This is a genomic window from Flavobacterium sp. (assembly GCF_044349645.1).
Taxonomy (GTDB): domain Bacteria; phylum Bacteroidota; class Bacteroidia; order Flavobacteriales; family Flavobacteriaceae; genus Flavobacterium.
Genome location: NZ_JBIKQP010000034.1, coordinates 1 through 20,858, shown reverse-complemented (window position 1 = coordinate 20,858; position 20,858 = coordinate 1). Strand labels below are relative to the sequence as shown.

Annotated in this window: 20 protein-coding genes and 1 tRNA gene; 11 read left to right on the top strand and 10 right to left on the bottom strand. The window is 30.1% G+C overall.

Annotated elements, in window-relative coordinates:
* Positions 1–2,956 (top strand): protein translocase subunit SecDF (gene secDF, locus AC9UFV_RS07675; RefSeq protein WP_509574517.1); only part of this gene is annotated, 2,956 nt, incomplete at its 5' end.
* A 72-nt stretch (positions 2,957–3,028) separates the two neighbouring features.
* Here secDF and AC9UFV_RS07670 read toward each other — a convergent pair.
* Positions 3,029–3,784, bottom strand: a complete 756-nt coding sequence (locus AC9UFV_RS07670) for a LytR/AlgR family response regulator transcription factor (protein ID WP_509574514.1) — start codon at positions 3,782–3,784, stop codon at positions 3,029–3,031.
* A 180-nt stretch (positions 3,785–3,964) separates the two neighbouring features.
* Positions 3,965–4,912, bottom strand: a complete 948-nt coding sequence (gene trxB, locus AC9UFV_RS07665; RefSeq protein WP_509574511.1) for a thioredoxin-disulfide reductase — start codon at positions 4,910–4,912, stop codon at positions 3,965–3,967.
* A gap of 159 nt (positions 4,913–5,071) precedes the next feature.
* Between trxB and AC9UFV_RS07660 the strand changes: the two genes are divergently transcribed.
* Positions 5,072–5,146 (top strand) — tRNA-Pro (locus tag AC9UFV_RS07660).
* 53 nt (positions 5,147–5,199) lie between these two features.
* Here the strand turns inward: AC9UFV_RS07660 and AC9UFV_RS07655 are convergent.
* The 3 genes from AC9UFV_RS07655 to AC9UFV_RS07645 all read right to left on the bottom strand — a co-directional run bounded on the left by AC9UFV_RS07655 (position 5,200) and on the right by AC9UFV_RS07645 (position 8,159).
* The gene (locus AC9UFV_RS07655) at positions 5,200–6,036 is read right to left on the bottom strand and encodes a GIN domain-containing protein (RefSeq protein WP_509574509.1); all 837 of its coding nucleotides are present in this window, start codon (positions 6,034–6,036) and stop codon (positions 5,200–5,202) included.
* Between the two features lie 106 nt (positions 6,037–6,142).
* Positions 6,143–7,825: a PspC domain-containing protein gene (locus AC9UFV_RS07650; RefSeq protein ID WP_509574506.1), complete on the bottom strand. Its 1,683-nt coding sequence runs from the start codon at positions 7,823–7,825 to the stop codon at positions 6,143–6,145.
* Positions 7,826–7,832: 7 nt separating this feature from the next.
* Entirely contained in the window at positions 7,833–8,159 is a 327-nt protein-coding gene (locus tag AC9UFV_RS07645) for a PadR family transcriptional regulator (RefSeq protein WP_509563761.1), read from the bottom strand.
* Between the two features lie 317 nt (positions 8,160–8,476).
* Between AC9UFV_RS07645 and AC9UFV_RS07640 the strand changes: the two genes are divergently transcribed.
* From AC9UFV_RS07640 to AC9UFV_RS07605, 8 genes are all read left to right on the top strand, one after another.
* Positions 8,477–8,935 (top strand): DUF4442 domain-containing protein, encoded by a 459-nt coding sequence (locus AC9UFV_RS07640; RefSeq protein ID WP_509574521.1) that lies wholly within the window; start codon positions 8,477–8,479, stop codon positions 8,933–8,935.
* An 85-nt stretch (positions 8,936–9,020) separates the two neighbouring features.
* Entirely contained in the window at positions 9,021–9,926 is a 906-nt protein-coding gene (locus AC9UFV_RS07635) for a TIGR01777 family oxidoreductase (RefSeq protein ID WP_509574503.1), read from the top strand.
* 295 nt (positions 9,927–10,221) lie between these two features.
* Positions 10,222–10,800, top strand: coding sequence for a nucleotide exchange factor GrpE (locus tag AC9UFV_RS07630; RefSeq protein ID WP_509574519.1), 579 nt, complete (start codon positions 10,222–10,224; stop codon positions 10,798–10,800).
* A 57-nt stretch (positions 10,801–10,857) separates the two neighbouring features.
* Positions 10,858–11,979 (top strand): molecular chaperone DnaJ, encoded by a 1,122-nt coding sequence (dnaJ, locus tag AC9UFV_RS07625; RefSeq protein WP_509574500.1) that lies wholly within the window; start codon positions 10,858–10,860, stop codon positions 11,977–11,979.
* Between the two features lie 123 nt (positions 11,980–12,102).
* Complete coding sequence (locus AC9UFV_RS07620; protein ID WP_509521991.1) at positions 12,103–13,023, top strand: ABC transporter ATP-binding protein; 921 nt, start codon at positions 12,103–12,105, stop codon at positions 13,021–13,023.
* A gap of 51 nt (positions 13,024–13,074) precedes the next feature.
* Positions 13,075–14,379, top strand: coding sequence for an ABC transporter permease (locus AC9UFV_RS07615; RefSeq protein ID WP_509574497.1), 1,305 nt, complete (start codon positions 13,075–13,077; stop codon positions 14,377–14,379).
* 18 nt (positions 14,380–14,397) lie between these two features.
* Positions 14,398–15,561: a sigma-54-dependent transcriptional regulator gene (locus AC9UFV_RS07610; RefSeq protein WP_509574494.1), complete on the top strand. Its 1,164-nt coding sequence runs from the start codon at positions 14,398–14,400 to the stop codon at positions 15,559–15,561.
* A 29-nt stretch (positions 15,562–15,590) separates the two neighbouring features.
* Positions 15,591–16,202 (top strand): DEAD/DEAH box helicase, encoded by a 612-nt coding sequence (locus tag AC9UFV_RS07605; protein ID WP_509574491.1) that lies wholly within the window; start codon positions 15,591–15,593, stop codon positions 16,200–16,202.
* Positions 16,203–16,211: 9 nt separating this feature from the next.
* On the opposite strand, the gene AC9UFV_RS07600 is transcribed toward AC9UFV_RS07605, so the two are convergent.
* From AC9UFV_RS07600 to AC9UFV_RS07585, 4 genes are all read right to left on the bottom strand, one after another.
* On the bottom strand, positions 16,212–16,673 hold the full coding sequence (locus AC9UFV_RS07600) for a sensor of ECF-type sigma factor (protein WP_509574489.1): 462 nt from the start codon (positions 16,671–16,673) through the stop codon (positions 16,212–16,214).
* Between the two features lie 8 nt (positions 16,674–16,681).
* Complete coding sequence (locus tag AC9UFV_RS07595; protein WP_509574487.1) at positions 16,682–17,092, bottom strand: hypothetical protein; 411 nt, start codon at positions 17,090–17,092, stop codon at positions 16,682–16,684.
* 30 nt (positions 17,093–17,122) lie between these two features.
* On the bottom strand, positions 17,123–17,662 hold the full coding sequence (locus AC9UFV_RS07590; RefSeq protein ID WP_509574484.1) for an RNA polymerase sigma factor: 540 nt from the start codon (positions 17,660–17,662) through the stop codon (positions 17,123–17,125).
* Positions 17,663–17,731: 69 nt separating this feature from the next.
* Complete coding sequence (locus tag AC9UFV_RS07585; RefSeq protein WP_509574482.1) at positions 17,732–18,814, bottom strand: SRPBCC family protein; 1,083 nt, start codon at positions 18,812–18,814, stop codon at positions 17,732–17,734.
* Between the two features lie 302 nt (positions 18,815–19,116).
* Here AC9UFV_RS07585 and AC9UFV_RS07580 point away from each other — a divergent pair, with 302 nt between their 5' ends.
* Positions 19,117–19,497: a pyrophosphohydrolase domain-containing protein gene (locus AC9UFV_RS07580; RefSeq protein ID WP_509574480.1), complete on the top strand. Its 381-nt coding sequence runs from the start codon at positions 19,117–19,119 to the stop codon at positions 19,495–19,497.
* A 45-nt stretch (positions 19,498–19,542) separates the two neighbouring features.
* Here the strand turns inward: AC9UFV_RS07580 and AC9UFV_RS07575 are convergent, their stop codons facing one another.
* Positions 19,543–20,610 (bottom strand): branched-chain amino acid aminotransferase, encoded by a 1,068-nt coding sequence (locus AC9UFV_RS07575; protein ID WP_509574478.1) that lies wholly within the window; start codon positions 20,608–20,610, stop codon positions 19,543–19,545.
* Positions 20,611–20,858 lie beyond the last annotated feature (248 nt).

Genomic DNA, 20,858 nt, shown 5'->3' with positions numbered 1-20,858 from the left:
ACTTATTAAATTTTTCGCAATTTTATTTGCATTGGTGAGTATTTACCAACTTTCATTCACTTTTGTTTCTCATAAAATAGAAAGTGATGCTAAAACGTATGCTAATGGTAATTCTGAAAAAGAATTAAAATACTTAGATTCAATCGGAAAAGAAAAAGTATTTAATCTAGGATTTACAGATTTTACTTACAATGAAGTAAAAGATAAAAAAATAAATAAAGGATTAGACCTAGAAGGTGGTATCAACGTACAACTTCAAATTTCTGTAAAAGATATCATTAAAGGATTATCTAATAATTCTAAGAATCCTATTTTCAATCAAGCATTAGCAGAAGCTAGTAAAAACAGACAAGGAAATCAAGATTATTTAGAAGTGTTTTTTGCTGAGTTTGAAAAAGCTGCTGACGGTAAAATAAAATTATCTTCTCCAGATATTTTCGCTAACAAAATATTAGGGGATGAAGTTAATTTTAAAATGTCTGATGCTGATGTAAAAAAAGTGATCAAACAAAAGGTTCTAAAATCGATTTCTAGTGCGATGGTTGTATTAACATCACGTATTGATAAATTTGGCGCAACCCAACCAAGCATTCAAAAAGTTGGCGAATCAGGTAGAATTTTAATTGAACTTCCAGGTGCAAAAGATGTAGATCGTATCAATAAAATATTATCAAGTACAGCTCAATTAGAATTTTGGGAAACATACAAAACAGATGATTTAGATGCATTTTTAAACGCTGCTAATGAAGCCTTGAAATTAACTGAAAAAACTTCTGTTACTATTAAAGAAACTGAGAAAAAAGGAATCGATACCTTATTAACAGATAAAGTTAAAGATACGGTTGCCGATAAAAAAGATTTAGGTCCAATTGTGAGCAAGTTTGTTGGGCAACGTGGAGGTCCAGTTTTAGGGGTGTTTGCTTCTAAAGATACTGCCGAAATTAACGGCTATTTAAAAAGACAAGACATTCGAGTATTATTACCAGCTGATAAGCGTTATGTAAAATTTGCTTGGGGAAAATCAAAAAAGAATGTTGACGAAAAAACAAAAAAAGAACAAGAAACAGTTGAGTTGTATGCTTTAAAAGGGAACAGAAATAACCAAGCAGCTATTAGTGGTGGTGTTGTTACAGGTGCAAAAGATAGTTTTGACGAAATGAACAAACCTATTGTTGAAATGCAAATGAACGGCCAAGGTGCAAAAGCTTGGGAAGTATTAACAGGGAAAGCCTATATTCAAAAAAGCAATATTGCTATTGTTTTGGATAATGTAGTTTATTCTGCACCAGGGGTTACTAACGGAGCAATTTCTGGAGGAAGATCCCAAATTTCTGGAAATTTTGACATTACAGAAGCCAAAGATTTAGCCAACGTTCTTGAAGCAGGAAAATTACCAGCTTCTGCAGAAATTGTTCAATCAGAAGTGGTAGGACCATCTTTAGGTCAAGAAGCTATTGACAACGGAACCAATTCTGCTTTAATTGGTTTACTTATTGTTTCACTTTGGATGATGATTTATTATGGTAAAACAGGTTGGTTCGCCAACATTGCAGTTGCCATTAACTTATTGTTCTTATTTGGTGTGATGGCAAGTTTTAACTTTGTATTGACTTTACCAGGTATTGCTGGTATCGTTTTAACTATGGGAACTGCTGTAGATGCTAACATTATTATCTATGAAAGAGCCAAAGAAGAACTCCGACTCGGACGAACTATTGAAGAAGCCATTAAAGCCGCTTACGGTTGGAAAGGTGCGATGCGTTCTATTGTAGATGCGAATGTAACTCACGTTTTGACTGGAGCCGTTTTATTCTCATTTGGAACAGGACCAATCAAAGGATTTGCATTAACATTGTTAATTGGTATAGCAACCTCATTATTTACTTCTATTTTTATTACAAGAATATTGTTAGATTGGAGTATAAATAAAGGAAACAAGTTAACATTTGTGACTGGTTTCTCTAAAAACTTCTTTACTAACTTCCACTTTGACTTCTTAGGTGTAAAAAAATTCACTTATATATTTTCAAGTTTAGTAGTAGTTGTTAGTATCATTTCATTATCTACTAACGGTTTGAATCAAGGAGTTGACTTTGTAGGAGGAAGAACTTTTCAAGTGCGTTTTGAAAAACCAGTTTCTGCAGAAGTTGTTAAAGAAGAATTAGTAAAAGTATTTGATGGTAGTGCTGAAGCAAAAATTTTCGGTAAAGACAACCAATTAAAAATAACTACAAAATATAAAGTTGATGAAGCTGGAACTGATGCTGATCAAGCAGTAAATAAAATACTTTATGACAACTTAAAGAAATATTTTGATGCATCAATGACCTACGATAAATTCGTGAATAGTTACGATGGAAAAAAATTAGGAATACTTCAAGCGTCTAAAGTTGGACCAACTGTTGCTGATGATATCAAGACCAATTCTTATTGGGCTGTATTTGGTGCCTTGTTAATTGTTGGTTTATACCTAGTAGTGAGTTTTAGAAAATGGCAATATTCACTTGGGGCTCTTGCTGCTGTAGCGCATGACGTTATCTTCGTATTAGGAATTTATTCGTTATTATGGAAATACATGCCTTTTGGAATGGAAATTGACCAACATTTTATCGCTGCAATATTAACTGTTATTGGATATTCTATGAATGATACTGTAATTGTATTTGATAGAGTTCGTGAATACCTTGGAGGTAAAGCGAAAGGTAATTTCAATTCTATTGTAAATCAATCTATTAATTCAACTATGTCAAGAACAATTAATACATCATTAACGATGATACTTGTATTGTTAATCATGTTTATTTTTGGAGGTGAATCAATTAGAGGATTTATATTTGCTATGTTAATAGGAATTATTGTTGGAACTTATTCTTCATTATTCATTGCTACTCCAGTATTAGTAGATACAATTTCAGATGCTGAACACAAAAGAATTGAGCAAGAACACAATTCTTAATATATAATTAAGTACAAAAAAAGCCTCGCATATTGCGAGGCTTTTTTATTTTTAACCAATTAACAATTCAATTTATTTTTCAATATTATCCTTGAATGCATTAAGGAAATTTTCTTTTTGTCTAAATGAAACAGGTAATTTAACACCATTTTGAAGTTCAACTTCTAATGAACCAGTTTTATTTAATCGTAGAATATAATTTAGATTTACTAAATATGATTTATGAATTCTATGAAATAAATTGGTAGGTATTAATTGTTCATGAATATTTTTTAGTGTTTTTGCTAGTAGAATATCCCTTCCGTCAACACAAAAAATTCTACAATAATTACTATTTGCTTCACAGTATAGAATTGAATTTGCGTTTATAAATTCATACCCAGTATCAGTCGAAAACGCAATTTTTTTTATTAAATCATTGTTCGATTTTGCTTCGATGGTTTTTAATTCCGAACTATCTTGAATTATTTTTTTATTTTCAAATCTTCTTAATGCAATTGTAAGATCTCTCAGATTTATAGGTTTAATCAAATAATCTAAAGCATCAGCTTTAATTGCTTTGATTGCATAATTAGCGTGGGAAGTTGTAAATATTACCTCAAATTTAATTGATTTTATTTCTTTTAATAAGGTAAAACCATTCTTGTTTGGCATTTCAATATCAAGGAAAACAAGATCTGGTTTATGAGCTTTAATAGCTTTTTTAGCAATACTAGCATCCTCGCAAATGGCGACAATATTGTATTTATCAGAAAAATTTTTAGTTAATAATTTTTCTAATGTTATTCTTGATGTAGAGGAGTCGTCAACAATAATAATCTTAATCATTTTACGAATTTATACTTTTTTTTATATTAATTCTGTAAAAGTTAGTTTACGTACGGGTTTGATTATTTAACGTTTAATAATTTCCTGATTTTTCTATTTTTTCAACTTTTATTAATAATAATTTATAAAAAAAAGCCGAACAATTATGTTCAGCTTTAATTTGAAATAAATAGAAATTATTTATTCTAAAGTTGCCAAATACCTTTCGGCATCAAGAGCTGCCATACAACCTGTACCTGCAGCAGTAATAGCTTGACGATAAACGTGATCTGCGGCGTCTCCAGCAACAAATACTCCAGCAATATTAGTTTTTGAAGTTCCTGGTATGTTTTTTATGTAGCCTGTTTCGTCTAAATTTATAAAGTCTTTGAAAATATCAGTATTTGGTTTATGACCAATGGCAACAAAGAAACCAGTAGCAGGAATATCAAAAACTTCGCCTGTAGCTTTATTTTTCGCTTTAACCGCTGAAACAACTTGTCCATCACCAAGAACTTCAACGGTATCATGGTTCATTAAAATTGTAATATTCTCTGTCTTTCGAACTCTATCTTCCATAATTTTAGAGGCTCTAAATGAATCGCTTCTTACTAACATAGTGACTTTAGTACATAATTTAGATAAATAATGTGCTTCTTCACAAGCTGAATCACCCGCTCCAACAATTACTACCTCTTGATTTCTATAGAAGAAACCATCACATACAGCACATGCAGAAACACCTCCACCAGTTTGTAAATAATGTTGTTCTGATGGTAATCCCAAATATTTTGCTGTTGCACCAGTAGAAATAATTACAGTTTCACAATGCAATTCCTTGGTATCATTAATCCATACCTTATGAATATCTCCTGAAAAATCAACTTTTGTAGCCCAGCCATCACGAACATCTGTCCCAAATCTTTGCGCTTGTTGCTGCAATTGAACCATCATTTCAGGTCCAGTTACACCATCAACATAACCAGGAAAATTTTCAACTTCATTTGTAGTAGTTAATTGGCCACCCGGCTGTGTTCCTTGATATAAAATTGGATTCATGTTGGCTCTTGCTGCATATATAGCCGCGGTATAACCCGCTGGTCCTGAACCTATAATAAGGCATTTTATTTTTTCAATTGTGTTTGACATCTTCTTTATTTAAATAATATTTTTAAAATACAAATGTAAGTTTAAATTAAAATATTTCATATAAAATTAATTACTAATTCTAATTATATACAATAAAATTCTATTTCATAAAATCTGATTGTATAAACGAAAAATAATTATATATTTGCATTCGAATTACGGGGTGTAGCGTAGCTCGGTTATCGCGCCTGCTTTGGGAGCAGGAGGCCGCAGGTTCGAATCCTGCCACCCCGACAAAAAAAATCCAAACGTTTAGTTTGGATTTTTTTTTTAGTTTGTGAATCAACTTATTTTAAAGTCTTTTTCATAATAACAGTATTCTCAGTAAATTTTTTAAGTTCAATTTTTGCATCGCCATAAAACTGAATTTCTGATTTTCCAGATGCTTCAATCGTAGCATTAGTAACTACATTTATTTTAGTTGTAGTGTTAGCCTCGGCTATAAGTTCAGCATTTTTAGTAATTAAATTCATTCCAATAAATTCTGAACTATTATCAACTCTTAATTTTAATTCAGAAACATCTCCTTCAATAACGGCAGTTGATTTTTGATACAAGTCAGCTTTCAATTGTGTAGAAGCAATTAGTGCTTTTAATTGTGCATTTTTACTTAATTCAATTGTTGCCATTTCTGATTTCAAATTCAATTCTGATTTAGACTTGTCGTTTTGCATAATTGTGAAGGTTTTTATAGAACCATTCATGTAAATTTTTGAATAGTCAAAAGTTTTAATTGTAAAATTATCTAAAACTATTTCAGACGTTGCTGTAACCACCGACTCATGTTTTGCTAGTAATAATTTGAAATCATTATTGTAAAATACTTTTACAAGAAACTTCTTGAATCCTCCAACATCTTTGGAAGTAGTTAGTCGCAAGGTATTCCCATTTGAATTGATATTTATTTCACTATGCAAATTGTCATCCGCTTCAATTTCTAATGAACACTTATCACTTTTAATTAATAAAATATCAATATTGTCTTCAATTTCTAAATTTTCAAAATTTCCAATTTCTTTTTTCTCAATAGTAACATTTTTTGATCCTTTAATCTTCTCTCTCTTTTGTCCGTAAGAAAATCCTGTAATCAGAATCGCTATAAATAATAATGCTAATTTTTTCATTTTTTTTCAGATAATAATTTTATCAAAAGTAGAAAAAAAAAGCATCCAAATAGCAATTTGAATGCTTTTTTATTAAGAACCTAACTAATAATGAACCTGTAATATTTTAATTTATTGGTTTATTGGTAACGGTTTTAATCATCTCTTTTCCACCAACTTTTACGGATACTGTAGTAGTTTCAACTCGATCAGTTGTATCATTTTCAACATCTTCATACTCGTTTTCGTCTATTGGGCAATTCAAGCATTTAACTTGAGAATCATTTACGTTGTAAATATATTCATCAGAACTTGTATGTAAATTGAAAAATGAATTATCTGAATAGTCAAAATTCTTAACACTTGAGTTTACCTTGAAAAGCGTTCCTTTAGGTAGGTATAATTTAATTTCTACTTTTTGATCTCTGTATTTATCTTTTAATTCGGTAATTAAATAATTGTTTAAAACCAATTGATTTCCAATGATTTTGAAACTATATTTTATTTTTGCAGCTCTAGAATTTGCATCCTCAAATGAAATACCTTTTGCTTCTTTGTTTATTTTCACATAAGGTAACAACTCATCCGTTTTCTCTATTTGGAAAGAAATACTATTTGAATAAATCACATCTTGATTTAATGAATCTTTAGTCACATTAAACTCCTTATAATCATTTATATCTTTTGAATAATAATCATTATTTTTAAATTTAATATTTAAAGTGTCTTTTGGATTAATATTAATGGTTTGCTTCTCATAAACTCTTCCATCATAAGCATATTCAGAAGCTTGTTTTACCCCAATCGATATTAATATTCCTATAGCTATAATCCAAATCGCTAATAATACATATTTCGCAATTGATCCAATTGATTTACTTGTCGGAGCAATAATTTTGATTCCCAATAATAATACGAATATACTAGGAATACTAACCGACAAGTAGAATAATAACCCAAAAAACCAAACTGGGTAATCAGTGAAATTACCTAATTCTATAAATGAATGAAACGGAAAATCAGGAAAATTTGTAGTTCCAAATGCTAAAACACCTATTAAAAAAACAATTAATATTGCAACACTAATAAGAATCATAAAAGCTCCAATAACTTTTGATATTATATTGAAAATAGAACTTAAAATCTCTCCAAATGAATCTTTTAGTTTGTTTCCATTTGACTTCAATCCTTTTTTAACTCCATCAAAATCAGTTGATTTAATTTTTCCAGATAGGGTTTCAATCTCTTCTCTAACCTTTTTTTCAATATTAGAAATAGTCACAGGTTCACCTCGCATTTCCAATTTTTCCGAAGTTGTTTTAGCGGCCGGCATTGCAATCCATAATATTATATATGCCACAAATCCAGTTCCCCAAACAAAAACCATTATCAATAAAATTACTCTTAATATAGCTTTGTCAATACCAAAATAATGACCCAAACCGGCAAGAACTCCACCAACTGCCGCATTCTCTTCATCACGATATAGCTTTTTTGTAATTTTAGTATTCGTATAAATAGGTTCAGCATTTATTGGTTCTTCTCCCTCAATTCTGTAATCTTCGGGTTGTCCCATAATCGAAATAATTTCCTCAACTTCTCGAAGACTTATTACTTGCTTGTCACTAGTGTGTTTCTCAGAAATGATCTCACCAATTCTAATTTCGATGTCTTTAATAATTTCATCCTGACCAGAAGTATTTGATAAAGAGCGTTTTATAGCTTCAAAATAATTTGTCAATTTTTGATAGGCATCTTCATCAATATGAAAAACTAATCCTCCTAAATTTATATTTACTGTCTTATTCATCTTTTTGTTATTTGGTTGTTATTAAGTTTACAGCGTCTGATAATTCAGTCCAAGTGCTGTTTAATTCTGTTAAAAATTCTCGACCTTCTTCGGTTAATCCATAGTATTTCCTTGGTGGTCCAGACACTGATTCTTCCCAGCGGTAGTTCAACAATCCATCGTTTTTTAAACGCGTCAATAACGGATAAACCGTCCCTTCAACGACTAATAATTTCGCGGTTTTCAAGGTGTCTAATATCTCAGAAGTATAAGCATCTTTCTCTTTCAATACCGATAAGATACAAAATTCGAGCACGCCTTTTCGCATTTGTGCTTTTGTGTTTTCAATATTCATATTTTTCTCATTTTTTTTTTGAAGCTATTTCCCGCTTTCCGTTTCAATCCAGGCTAAAAGGCCTGGGATTTTCTCTACAATCGGGGCTAGGTATTTTTAGTTTTATAGATATTAATCTCTCAATCTTTGAATCATTTAATCTTTCAATTTTTTAATCTTCAATTGATCTTCCGAATTTATAATGCAAATATATATCTTTTAAATAGTATCTTGTTTTACATAGTACTAAAAATTAACTTTTTATTAACTTTTATATTATGAAATGATTATTTTTTACAAAGAAATTATTCACTATATTCGTGAAAATTCAAATCATCATGGAATTGACGCCGAGTAAAATAAATACTTTTCTATTTTTTAAATTACCCTCTGCATTTATATGTGGGGTTCGGGTAAAACAATTGGAAACCGCTAAATGTACTGTAATCGTGAAGCACCGTTGGATTAACCAAAATCCATTCAATTCTATGTATTTTGCAGTACAAGCAATGGCAGCTGAATTGTCAACTGGTTCATTAGTAATGTATCAAATCAAAAAAAGTAATAAAAAAATATCAATGTTGGTCGCCAATAACAAAGGTAATTTTACCAAAAAAGCAACTGGTAAAATAACATTTACCTGTCTTGATGGTGATAAAATTGAAACGGCTATCCATTCTACTATAGCTACTGGTGATGGACAAACATTTTGGATGAAATCAATTGGAGTCGATGAAACCGGTACCCAAGTTTCTGAAATGGATTTCGAATGGAGCATCAAAATTAAAACTACTTAATTTCCATTTAACGATAGTTAAATCCTACTTAAATACTATATTTAGTTTTAAATTAAACGTAATTTTGAAAATTATAAATTAAATAATGAAAGTTTTAATAACAGGAGCTACGGGTTTAATTGGAACAGAATTAGTTTCATTACTTCTTCAAAACGGGATTAGTGTGAATTATCTCACTACCTCCAAGAAAAAGATTGTCAATGAATTAAATTACAATGGCTTTTACTGGAGCCCTGAGCAAGGTCTTATCGATGAAAATTGTTTAATGGGTGTTGATTCAATAATAAATTTAGCTGGTGCAAATATTGCTAAACGATGGACCAATTCCTACAAACAAGAAATAATTGAAAGTCGTTTGTTATCCTCTGCCTTATTATTTAAAGCATTAAAAAACAATCCTAATCAAGTAAAACAAATTGTATCTGCGTCTGGAACTTCTATTTATCCAAATAGTAATACAATTATTTATGATGAAAATTCAACACAAGTAAATGATAGTTTCCTGGGGAATGTAGTTGTTAAATGGGAAGAAAGCACCGATAAATTTGCTTCCTTAGGTTTAAAAGTCTGTAAACTTCGAACAGGAATTGTACTTTCTACTAATGGAGGCGCATTAGTTGAAATGTTAAAAACAATAAAACTTGGCTTGGGTTCTGCTTTCGGAACTGGAAAACAAATTCAATCTTGGATTCATATTCACGATATTGTCGCTTTATATCTCTTTGCAATAAAAAATGATTTGGAAGGTGTTTATAATGCTGTTTCTCCAAGTCCAGTTACCAATGAAGAACTAACTTTTACAATTGCAAAAGTCCTTAAAAAACCTCTTTTTATGCCTAATATTCCTAAGTTTGTCATGAAATTGATGCTCGGAGAAATGCACGAATTGCTATTTGAAAACAGAAACTTAAGTGCTAAAAAAATAGAAGACAAAGGTTTTGAATTCAAATACAAAACAATTGATACGGCATTGAAAAATATTCTATCTTAAAAAAAAAGCTCCGTTATTTACGGAGCTTTTTTCAATATTTATATTTGAATTAACAATATTAATCAATTTATTATTTTTTTGATAAACAATAAACTTCAACCTTTTATAAAACAAATTTACTTTAATGACTTTCATTAATTCCTAATATTTTATTAAAGTTTTTAGCAATTTTAGTTAAATTTTAAATCTCCATTTCAATTTCCGGATTTTTTATTCAATCAAAAAATAAATAGTGACAATTTGACATTTTTTAGGAATTGGCAGTAATTTTGTTATTCATTGAACAGAACTAAATATAATGTTTAAAAATATTTTTAAAAATAAAGATAAGATGACCACTGAAAATACTGAAATGGATCAAGACCTTAACGCAACAACATTGGAAAATAATGAAAATGAGGAGCAAGTAAAAGTTGAGGAACTAAGTGTTGAAGAGCAATTAACTCAAGATTTAGCAAACGAAAAAGACAAGCATTTAAGACTTTTTGCTGAATTTGAAAATTATAAAAGAAGAACTTCAAAAGAAAGAATTGATTTGTTTAAAACAGCAAACCAAGAGGTTTTATTAGCAATTTTGCCAGTTTTAGATGATTTTGATAGAGCGCTCATTGAAATTAAAAAATCAGATGATGAAGTTTTATTGAAAGGAGTGGAATTGATTCATGACAAATTAAAAAGTACTTTATTTTCTAAAGGTTTAGAAGAAGTAACTTTAAAAGCGGGTGATTTATTTGATGCTGATTTTGCAGAAGCAATCACTCAAATCCCAGCTCCTTCGCCAAATTTGAAAGGCAAAATTGTTGACGTTCTTGAAAAAGGATACAAATTAGGAGACAAAATTATTCGTTTTCCTAAAGTAGTAATTGGAAACTAAATTCTAATAAACTTAATAATTGCCTAGCCGGTTTAAGTTTGATTAAGACATCATAAAATGAAAAAAGATTTTTACGAAATTTTAGGTATTTCAAGAAATGCAGATGCTGCAGAAATAAAAAAAGCGTATCGAAAAAAAGCTATCGAATTTCACCCTGACAAAAATCCAGGTGATGCGGTTGCAGAAGATAACTTTAAGAAAGCAGCCGAAGCTTATGAAATTTTGAGCGATCCTCAAAAGAAAGCAAAATACGATCAATACGGTCATCAAGCCTTTGAAAATGGTGGTCAAGGTGGAGGTGGTTTTGGTGGCGGTCACATGAATATGGATGATATCTTTAGCCAATTTGGTGATATATTTGGAGGCGCTTTCGGCGGTAGATCTGGATTTGGTGGTGGCGGAGGCCCAAGAAGAGTTAAAGGAAGTAACCTTCGAATAAAAGTTAAACTTACTTTGGAAGAAATTGCCTTCGGTGTTGAGAAAAAAGTAAAAGTAAAACGCAAAGTTCAAGCCCCTGGAGTTACCTACAAAACATGTTCTTCTTGTAACGGTCAAGGGCAAGTTATGCGAGTTACAAATACCATTTTAGGTAGAATGCAATCGGCTACGACTTGTTCAACCTGCGGCGGTTCTGGACAATTATTAGACCATAAACCTTCCAATGCCGATTCTCAAGGGATGATAGTTGATGACGAAACAGTATCAATTAAAATTCCTGCTGGTGTTGTTGATGGAATGCAGCTTAAAGTATCCAATAAAGGTAATGATGCTCCTGGAAATAGTGTTCCTGGAGATTTAATTGTAGTAATTGAAGAGATTGAGCACGAGTCTTTAAAACGAGAAGGTGAAAATTTACATTTGGACTTATATATTAGCTTTGCTGAAGCAGTTCTAGGTGTTTCTAAAGATATTGAAGCTGTTAAAGGTAAAGTTAGAATTAAGCTTGAAGAAGGAATTCAATCAGGAAAAATTTTAAGATTAAAAGGGAAAGGAATTCCTAATATTAACGGATATGGTAATGGAGATTTACTAATTCACATTAATGTATGGACTCCAAGAACTTTAAATAAAGAACAAAAACAGTTTTTTGAAAAGGCTTTAACAGATGATAACTTTATTCCAAATCCTGAAAAAGGGGATAAGTCGTTTTTTGAAAAAGTAAAAGACATGTTCTCGTAATTTTTTTTGTTGTAATTAATTACAGCATTTTTCCCATCCTTGTGCAAATAAGGGTGGGTTTTTTATAAATATTAATTCATTTATTATTCCAAAATCAATACTTTTACATAAATAATTATTCAAATGAGTACAATACTTGAAGTTAATAAAGTTGTAAAAAAATACGGCGATTATACAGCGCTAAATGAAGTATCTTTAACTGTTCCTAAAGGAAGTATTTATGGATTGTTAGGTCCAAATGGTGCAGGAAAAACTTCTTTAATTCGAATTATCAATCAGATTACCATGCCTGACAGCGGCGAAATAATTCTTGATGGCGAAAAGTTAAATCCAAAGCACATTCAGCATATTGGCTATCTTCCAGAAGAACGTGGGTTATATAAGTCGATGAAAGTTGGAGAGCAATGTTTGTATTTAGCCCAAATGAAAGGATTGTCCAAAGCAGAAGCCAAAATTCAATTGGATTACTGGTTTGATAGATTGGGAATTCAAGGTTGGTGGAACAAAAAAATACAGGAACTTTCCAAAGGAATGGCACAAAAAATTCAATTTGTAGTTTGTGTTTTACATAAACCTAAATTATTGATTTTTGATGAACCATTTTCAGGTTTTGACCCAGTAAATGCAAATATCATTAAAGATGAAATTTTAGCATTACAAGAGCAAGGTTCAACAATTATATTTTCTACTCACAGAATGGAAAGCGTGGAGGAACTTTGCGATCACATTGCATTAATTCATCAATCCAACAAACTCATTGAAGGTCGTTTGGATGATGTTAAAAAACAATTTAGAACAAATAGTTTTGAAGTTGGAATTCTAACCGATAATGTTGAAGGTTTAATGCTTGCTATAACTCAAAATTATACCATTCAACCTACTAATTTTAAATCGCTAAACAACGAATTAAAACTAGAAATAAATCTGGGTAATTCTTTGCCAAATGAATTATTGAACATTTTAACTAGTAGAGGTCAAGTAACCCATTTTGTTGAGAAAATTCCAAGTGTGAACGATATTTTTATTCAAACCGTAAGTCAATAAAACAGATTTAAGAGTTAATCTACAATCTAAAATCAAAAATCAAATTTTAATATGAGCATATTAGCATTAATTATAAAGCGAGAATTTATCGCTAAAGTTCGAAATAAATCATTCATAGTAATGACTTTTTTGAGTCCGTTATTATTTGTCGGAATTGGCGTTTTTGTGAGTTATTTGAGTTCGTTAAAAGCTGATGTTAAACAAATAGCTATTCATGATGAAACGGGAATTTTTGTGTCAGAATTTAAAAACTCGGAAGAATATAAGTACATCAATCTATCTAATAAAGACGTAAATAGCATTAAAGACAGTATCAAAAGTGAAAGTTATGAAGGACTAATTTATATTCCAAAAACAAGTAATTTCAAATCATTGCAAAACAAAATTCAATATGTTTCCAATGAAAGTCCGAGTATAAATTTTGTTGATCATGTACAAGAAGTTATTTCAAATAAAATTACTAATGAGAATTATAAATTGGCTAAACTAGATACTTTAGCAATTAATAATGCTCAAGCAGATGTCAATTTAGAATTGAAAAAAGCTACCGGTGAAGATAGTTTGAAAGGTATTAATGAAATTAAAATTGCTATTGGTGGAGCATTTGGATATCTAATTATGATGTTTATCGTCATTTATGGCAATATGGTAATGAGAAGTGTGATCGAAGAAAAAACAAATAGAATTATTGAAATTATCATTTCTTCCGTTAAACCATTTCAATTGATGATGGGTAAAATTATAGGAACTTCATTAGCGGGAATTTTACAATTTTTAATATGGACTATTGTAGGATTAACCTTAGTGTTTTCAGTTTCTGTATTTTTTGGCATTAACGCAACACCTACTTCAAATATTCCACCTGAGATGCTTCATAGTGCCCAGCAAGAATTCGGCTCAGTTGCACAATTGTATTTCCAAGAATTATTGAATTTACCAATAGCAACGTTGCTGGTTTGTTTTGTAATTTACTTTATAGGAGGTTACTTTTTGTACAGTTCTTTCTATGCAGCAATTGGCTCTGCCGTTGATAATGAAACCGATTCTCAACAATTTTTATTACCAATAATATTACCATTAATTTTGGGAGTTTATATTGGATTTTTTACAGTTATGAATGATCCTCACGGAACTGTAGCTACAGTTTTTTCAATGATTCCGTTAACTTCACCAATAGTTATGCTTATGAGAATTCCTTTTGGTGTACCTTGGTGGCAAATAGTAATTTCGATTACAATTCTATTTGGAACTTTCTTTTTTGTGGTGTGGTTTGCATCAAAAATATATCGAGTTGGAATTTTAATGTATGGAAAAAAACCAACATGGAAGGAATTGTACAAATGGTTAAAATACTAATTGGTTAACCAATATTATATGAGTAAAATATTAATTATTGAAGACGAAGCATCTATTAGAAGGGTTTTAACAAAGATTCTAACCGAAGAAAACGACACTTATCAAGTTGAAGAGGCTGAGGATGGAAATAAAGGTTATGAAAAGATATCTCAAAACGATTATGATTTGGTTTTGTGTGATATTAAAATGCCTAAGATGGACGGAGTTGAATTACTACAAGCGGTAAAGAAAATTAAACCCGAAATTCCAATTGTAATGATTTCAGGCCATGGTGACATGGAAACCGCAATTCAAACGATGCGTTTGGGTGCATTTGATTATATCTCAAAACCACCAGATCTTAATCGATTATTGAATACGGTGCGTAATGCATTAGATAAAAAGCAGTTAGTAGTAGAAAATAAAATTCTTAAGAAAATTGTTAGTAAAAACTACGAAATGATTGGCGAAAGCGATGCTATAAATCATATTAAAATAATGGTTGATAAAGTCGCTAAAACAGAAGCCCGTGTATTAATAACTGGTCCAAATGGAACAGGTAAAGAATTGGTTGCACATCAATTACATGAAAAAAGTGAGCGTGCTAATTTCCCATTAATTGAAGTTAATTGCGCTGCAATACCTTCGGAATTAATTGAAAGTGAGCTATTCGGTCACGTTAAAGGAGCTTTTACATCTGCCATAAAAGATAGAGCTGGAAAATTTGAAGCGGCAGATAAAGGAACTTTATTTTTAGATGAAATTGGTGATATGAGTTTATCGGCTCAAGCCAAAGTATTGAGAGCATTACAAGAGAATGTGGTTACTAGAGTGGGTGCGGACAAAGACATAAAAGTAGACGTACGTGTAATTGCCGCCACAAATAAAGATTTAAAAAAGGAAATTGAAAAAGGTCGATTTCGTGAAGATTTATACCATCGTTTGGCAGTAATTTTAATAAAGGTACCAGGATTAAACGAAAGACGCGACGATATTCCTTTATTAATTGAGCATTTTACCGAGAAAATTGCAGCTGAACAAGGAATTGCTCCAAAGTCATTTTCTGATGAGGCTATTAGATTGTTGCAAGAATACGATTGGACAGGAAATATTCGAGAATTAAGAAACATTGTAGAAAGATTGATAATATTGAGCGGAAACGAAATTTCTGTTTCGGATATTCATTTATTTGCAAGTAAATAGTCATTAATTAATGGCTCACAAAATAATTTATGAAACTAAAAAAAATAAACGAAAAGTTACAAGAAGCGCTTGTAGAAATTGGATTGACGGATGCAAATGAATTACAAATTGATACTTTTTCAACTATAAAAAGTGGTGCCGATTGTATTATTATTTCCCCTCAAGGTTCTGGAAAATCAACTACAATTGTATTAAATGTGATTCAACAATTAGTTTGCGAAGGAGAGGAATCACCAAGGGCTTTGATTATTGTTGAAGACAAAGAAAAGGTTCATGAAATGGAAGAACTCTTTGAAAAATTGGGAAGTAAAACTGATTTAAGAGTTTATGGAGTCCACGATAAAGGAGATTTGGAATACGATAAAAACTATATTTCTACCGGAATTGACGTATTAATTGGAACTCCAAACCGATTAAGTGCTATGTTTTCAACTGCTGGTTATAATGTAAATCGCCTAAAAATGTTTATTATTGATGACGCCGATACTATTCTCAAACTGCGACATGATACCAAAATAATCAGAATTTCCAATAGTATAATTAAAACGCAACGTTTGATATTTTCCGATTATCTCTCGGAACGAATAGATTTAATTGCCGATAAAATGTTGATTGAACCTTATCTTTTTGAATTTGAATAATTAAAATGCCTATTTATTTCTTGACCTTTTTTTCATATATTGAAGTAATAATTTTCTATTAAATTCTTCTTCAGCTTTTTTTAGTTTTATAAGTTTTACTTGACTTAATATTGGCTTTAAACTGATAAGTAACTTTTTACGCATTTGAAAAATCTCTTCCTCAGTAGATTCCATTTTTGCCAATAAAGTTGCTGCTTCTTTTTCTGACATTTTGCTTAAAGCTTCATCATCCATTTTCTTTAAGAAAACCAAAGATTTTTCATGTTTTAATTCAAACTGTTTGTCTTCAAATGCATTGTATAATGGCCAAAATTTTTCAGCTTCACTGCTTGTTAAAGGCAATTTATTGGTTAAGAATGCTACTTTCAATGCAAATATCTCTTCTTTTTTCTCCAACATTATTTTCCCTTGGGCAAAAAGTCCAAAAGAAACAAATAGTAAGAATGCTAGTAGGATGTTTTTATTTTTCATTGTTAAATTTATTCAGTTATATAATTTTCTATTTCATTTGTGTTTTCATACTCCTCTTCCGTTTCCGTGCTGTTAAAATTCATTTCCACACTTAGATTTTCAATATCTTTTTCATCTAATAACGTAATTAAATCATATTGACTTAAATCAGAATGATTAGAAATATAATTTTCCATTTCAATAGAATCTTCTGTTTTTTCTATTACTAGTTTTGTGTAAATTGTTACAGATATCGCTACAATCAAAACAGCAGCAACTGAAGTCAACCATCGTTTTGTATTTATTGAAATAACTTTCCTGTCTGTTTTTTGATGGCTTTCATTGTTTTGTAAATCTATTGTAAAGTTTTCAAAATAACCTTCAGGGGTTGTAAATCCAGAAGTAATTTTATTTTCATCATTTATTTTAAATTCTTTCATGCTATTTAGACGATTAAATTAGATTAAGGTTTAATCTTTATTCATAAAATTTTCAATTTTTTTTACAGCAAGGTGATAAGATGCTTTTAATGCACCAACTGAAGTTCCTAAAATAGTTGACATTTCTTCATATTTTATTTCTTCAAAGTAGCGCATTTTAAATACTAATTGTTGTTTTTCTGGTAATGTAAGAATTGCTTTTTGTAATTTAAGTTGAATTTCATTTCCATCAAAATGAGTGTCGGCTTCAAGGTTTTCAACGATTCTTGATTTTAGCTCGCCACTAGTGGCTCCACTTATCTTCGCTTTTTTATTAATGAAAGTTATCGCTTCATTCGTTGCAATTCTATAAATCCAAGAATACAATTTGCTATCTCCTTTAAAATTATTCAAATTTTGGAATACCTTAATAAATGTGTTTTGTAATACATCATTGGCATCATCGTGATCCAAAACTATATTCCTTATAATATTGTATAGCGGGCGTTTATAATCGGACAAGAGTTTTTGAAACGCACTGTTTTGAGTTTTTGGATTTAATAGTTGTAATATGAAATCTTTTTCTTCCAAATAAATTATTTTATTGTAAGAATAATAAAAACAACAAAGGTTTAATCTATTTTCAAAAAAAAATAATAATTACTGTTCTATTTCTGTTACTTCTAAACTTTCATTATTAGAAGTAGTTTCTCGAATAGTATTGTTGCTAGTTTTTAACCCTGAATAGATGGTAGTTTGCCATTTTGAAGGACTTAAACCGTCCATAAAACTTTTGTTATAAACTTCTAATAACGGAATGGATTTTTCTAAATTTTCATTGTTTTTATTTACAAAATCTTTAGCCTTTTTCCAAGCCGTTTTTCTGTGAGAATAATCTCCGTTTAAAGTTGTTTTAAATGCGTTATAACCTTCAAGTTCATTACAAATGATTTCACTTTCAGCACTTGTAAAAATTCTTCTTTTTATTGGTAAACAAACAGAAATATTTAAAATTTCGTTACTTTCATCAATAGTATTATAGATTACAAATGGCTTTCCAGAGATTGAAATATTATTTTTGTTTGAAAAATTAGTCAAATAAGGTATCAATACTTTGATATTATAATTAAGTCTTGATAATTTAGTATTTATTGTGCGTTTTAAATAATAACATCCTTTTTTATATACAATACCATTTGAATTAACGGAATAGGTATTCAATTCATATACTAAACTCCTATCTAAATTATTTAAGCTTTGTTCTAATTTTCGTCCTATAACTTTATTGACTCCGCCTGTAAATAAGGAATTAAGTTTATTAGAAAATGACAATTCTCCTTTTGAAATACAGGTAACTTTTGTACCACCAATTGTATCTTTTAATTTCCAAATGGTTTCTGATAAAACACCGTCTAAATCTGTTTTTTGAACAATACTATCACTTTCTTTTGTATAAAACACTGTTGTTTTTCCTTCGCCGTCACTTCCAGACCATGAAAAAAAGCTGCCAACACCAGATGGATTTTTAGAATATTCTATGGTTACCGATGAATTATTTGTGTCAAAAATAAACCAATCTTTATAATTTCTAGTATCATTCAAATAGTTATAAACGGCTGCTTTTGGAGTTTTAATTACGATGTATTTTATGGTAGTAAAATCGCTTTTTTGAGTAGCAATAAAAACACTACCTCCAACAGAAAGCAATATTAGTAATAGAAATAAATATTTTAATATTTTCATAAGTTTTGAATTTAATTTTTATGGCTTGAAATTTATTTTTAATGCTTAAAGAAAATTTTAATTACAAATAGTAGTAGTATAAAAACGATAAAACCAATTAAAATCTTATAGCTCCCTTTGTAAATTCTTCGATGCACTATGATGTCTTTTCGATAAGAATAGGAAATTGCTATTACAAATGAAATAAAGAAAATTGCTGCAAAAATTAACTGACCTTTACTAAACATATAATTATTTTATACAAAAATACTAAATTTGTAATCAAAAGTAACTATTTCCAATATCAATTAAACAACTAAACCATGATTAAACAACTTAATGCCGTTAAAGAATTTCATACTGCCTTTGAAATAGGTTATAGTGAAAGTCCAAAAGCAAATTTGGGTGAAACCAAAAATGTTTTGCGATACAATTTAATGAAAGAAGAAAATGAAGAATATTTAGAGGCCGTTCAAAATAATGATCTTATAGAAATTGCAGATGCGCTTGGTGATATGCTGTACATATTGTGTGGTACAATAATTGAACATGGTTTGCAAGATAAAATTGAAGCTATTTTTGATGAAATTCAACAAAGTAATATGAGTAAATTGGGTAGTGATGGAAAACCTATTTATCGTGAAGACGGAAAAGTAATGAAAGGACCGAATTATTTCAAACCCGATTTTTCAAAAATAATTTAATTTTTAGATATAAAAAAACCCTTAATTATAAGGGTTTTTTTATGGTTAAACTTTTACCGTCCATCCAAAAGTATCTTCAGCTAGTTTGTGTTGAATAGCTGTTAGTTTATTTTTTAAGTCTAATGCGAAAGAATGTTCTACAGTTGGTAATTCATAATATTCATCTTGGTAGGAGAATCCTTTGATTATGGTAACAACAGCTGCTGTTCCTGCGCCAAATATTTCTTTTAAAGTTCCGTTTTTAGCAGCCTCAACTAGTTCAGCAACTAAAACAGGTCTTACTGACAATTTAATTCCGTCTCTTTCTGCAATTGCAATCAAGCTTTTTCTGGTTACTCCATCAAGAATTCTTTCACTTGTTGGTGCAGTATATAAGGTATCATTAATTCTAAAAAACACGTTCATGGTTCCAGATTCTTCCATTTTTGTATGGGTAGCATCATCGGTCCAAATTACTTGTTGGAAACCTTTTTCGTTAGCTAATTTAGTAGGATAAAATTGTGCAGAATAATTTCCGGCAGCTTTTGCAGCACCAATTCCTCCGTTTGCCGCACGGCTATAATGTTCTGCTATTATCACTTTTACTTCGCCAGAATAATATGATTTAGCTGGCGATAACAATATCATAAATCGATAATCATTTGAAGGAGAAGCGATTACACCTGTTCCAGTTGCAATCATAAAAGGTCTTATATATAATGTACTACCAACACCTTTTTTTACCCATTCTCTTTCTAAATCTACTAATTGTTTTAAACCATCCATAAAAATAAATTCAGGTACTTCTGGCATAGCCATTCTTACGGCTGATTTATTAAAACGAATAAAATTTTCTTCAGGACGGAATAACCAAACAGAATCATCCTCGTCTTTATAAGCTTTCATTCCTTCAAAAATAGCTTGCCCATAATGAAAAACTTTAGCTGATGGGTCCATTAAAAAAGGAGCGTAAGGAACAATTTTTGGGGTTTCCCATTCGCCATTGATAAAGTCACAGGTTAGCATATAATCCGTAAAAACTTCACCAAATGGAAGATGATCAAAATCAATGGATTCAATTTTTGAGGTTGAAATTTTAGAAATTTGAATTTTGTTTTCGATTTTTGAATTCATGATAATGAAACATAATTTAATTAATTTCGCTAACACCTTTTAAATGAGGTATTTGCAATTTATATTTACAAAAAAATAGTAATTATAAATTTTCGGCTAAATTAATAAAAATTACATTCTATTATGTTGATAAGGTCTATTTTTATTAAAAAAAATAAAAATATCATAAAATCGGTATTTAGTTTAACCCTTTTTATGACAATTCTGCTAATTTATATGAAATTTTCTTATATTTTTGCGTAAGATAA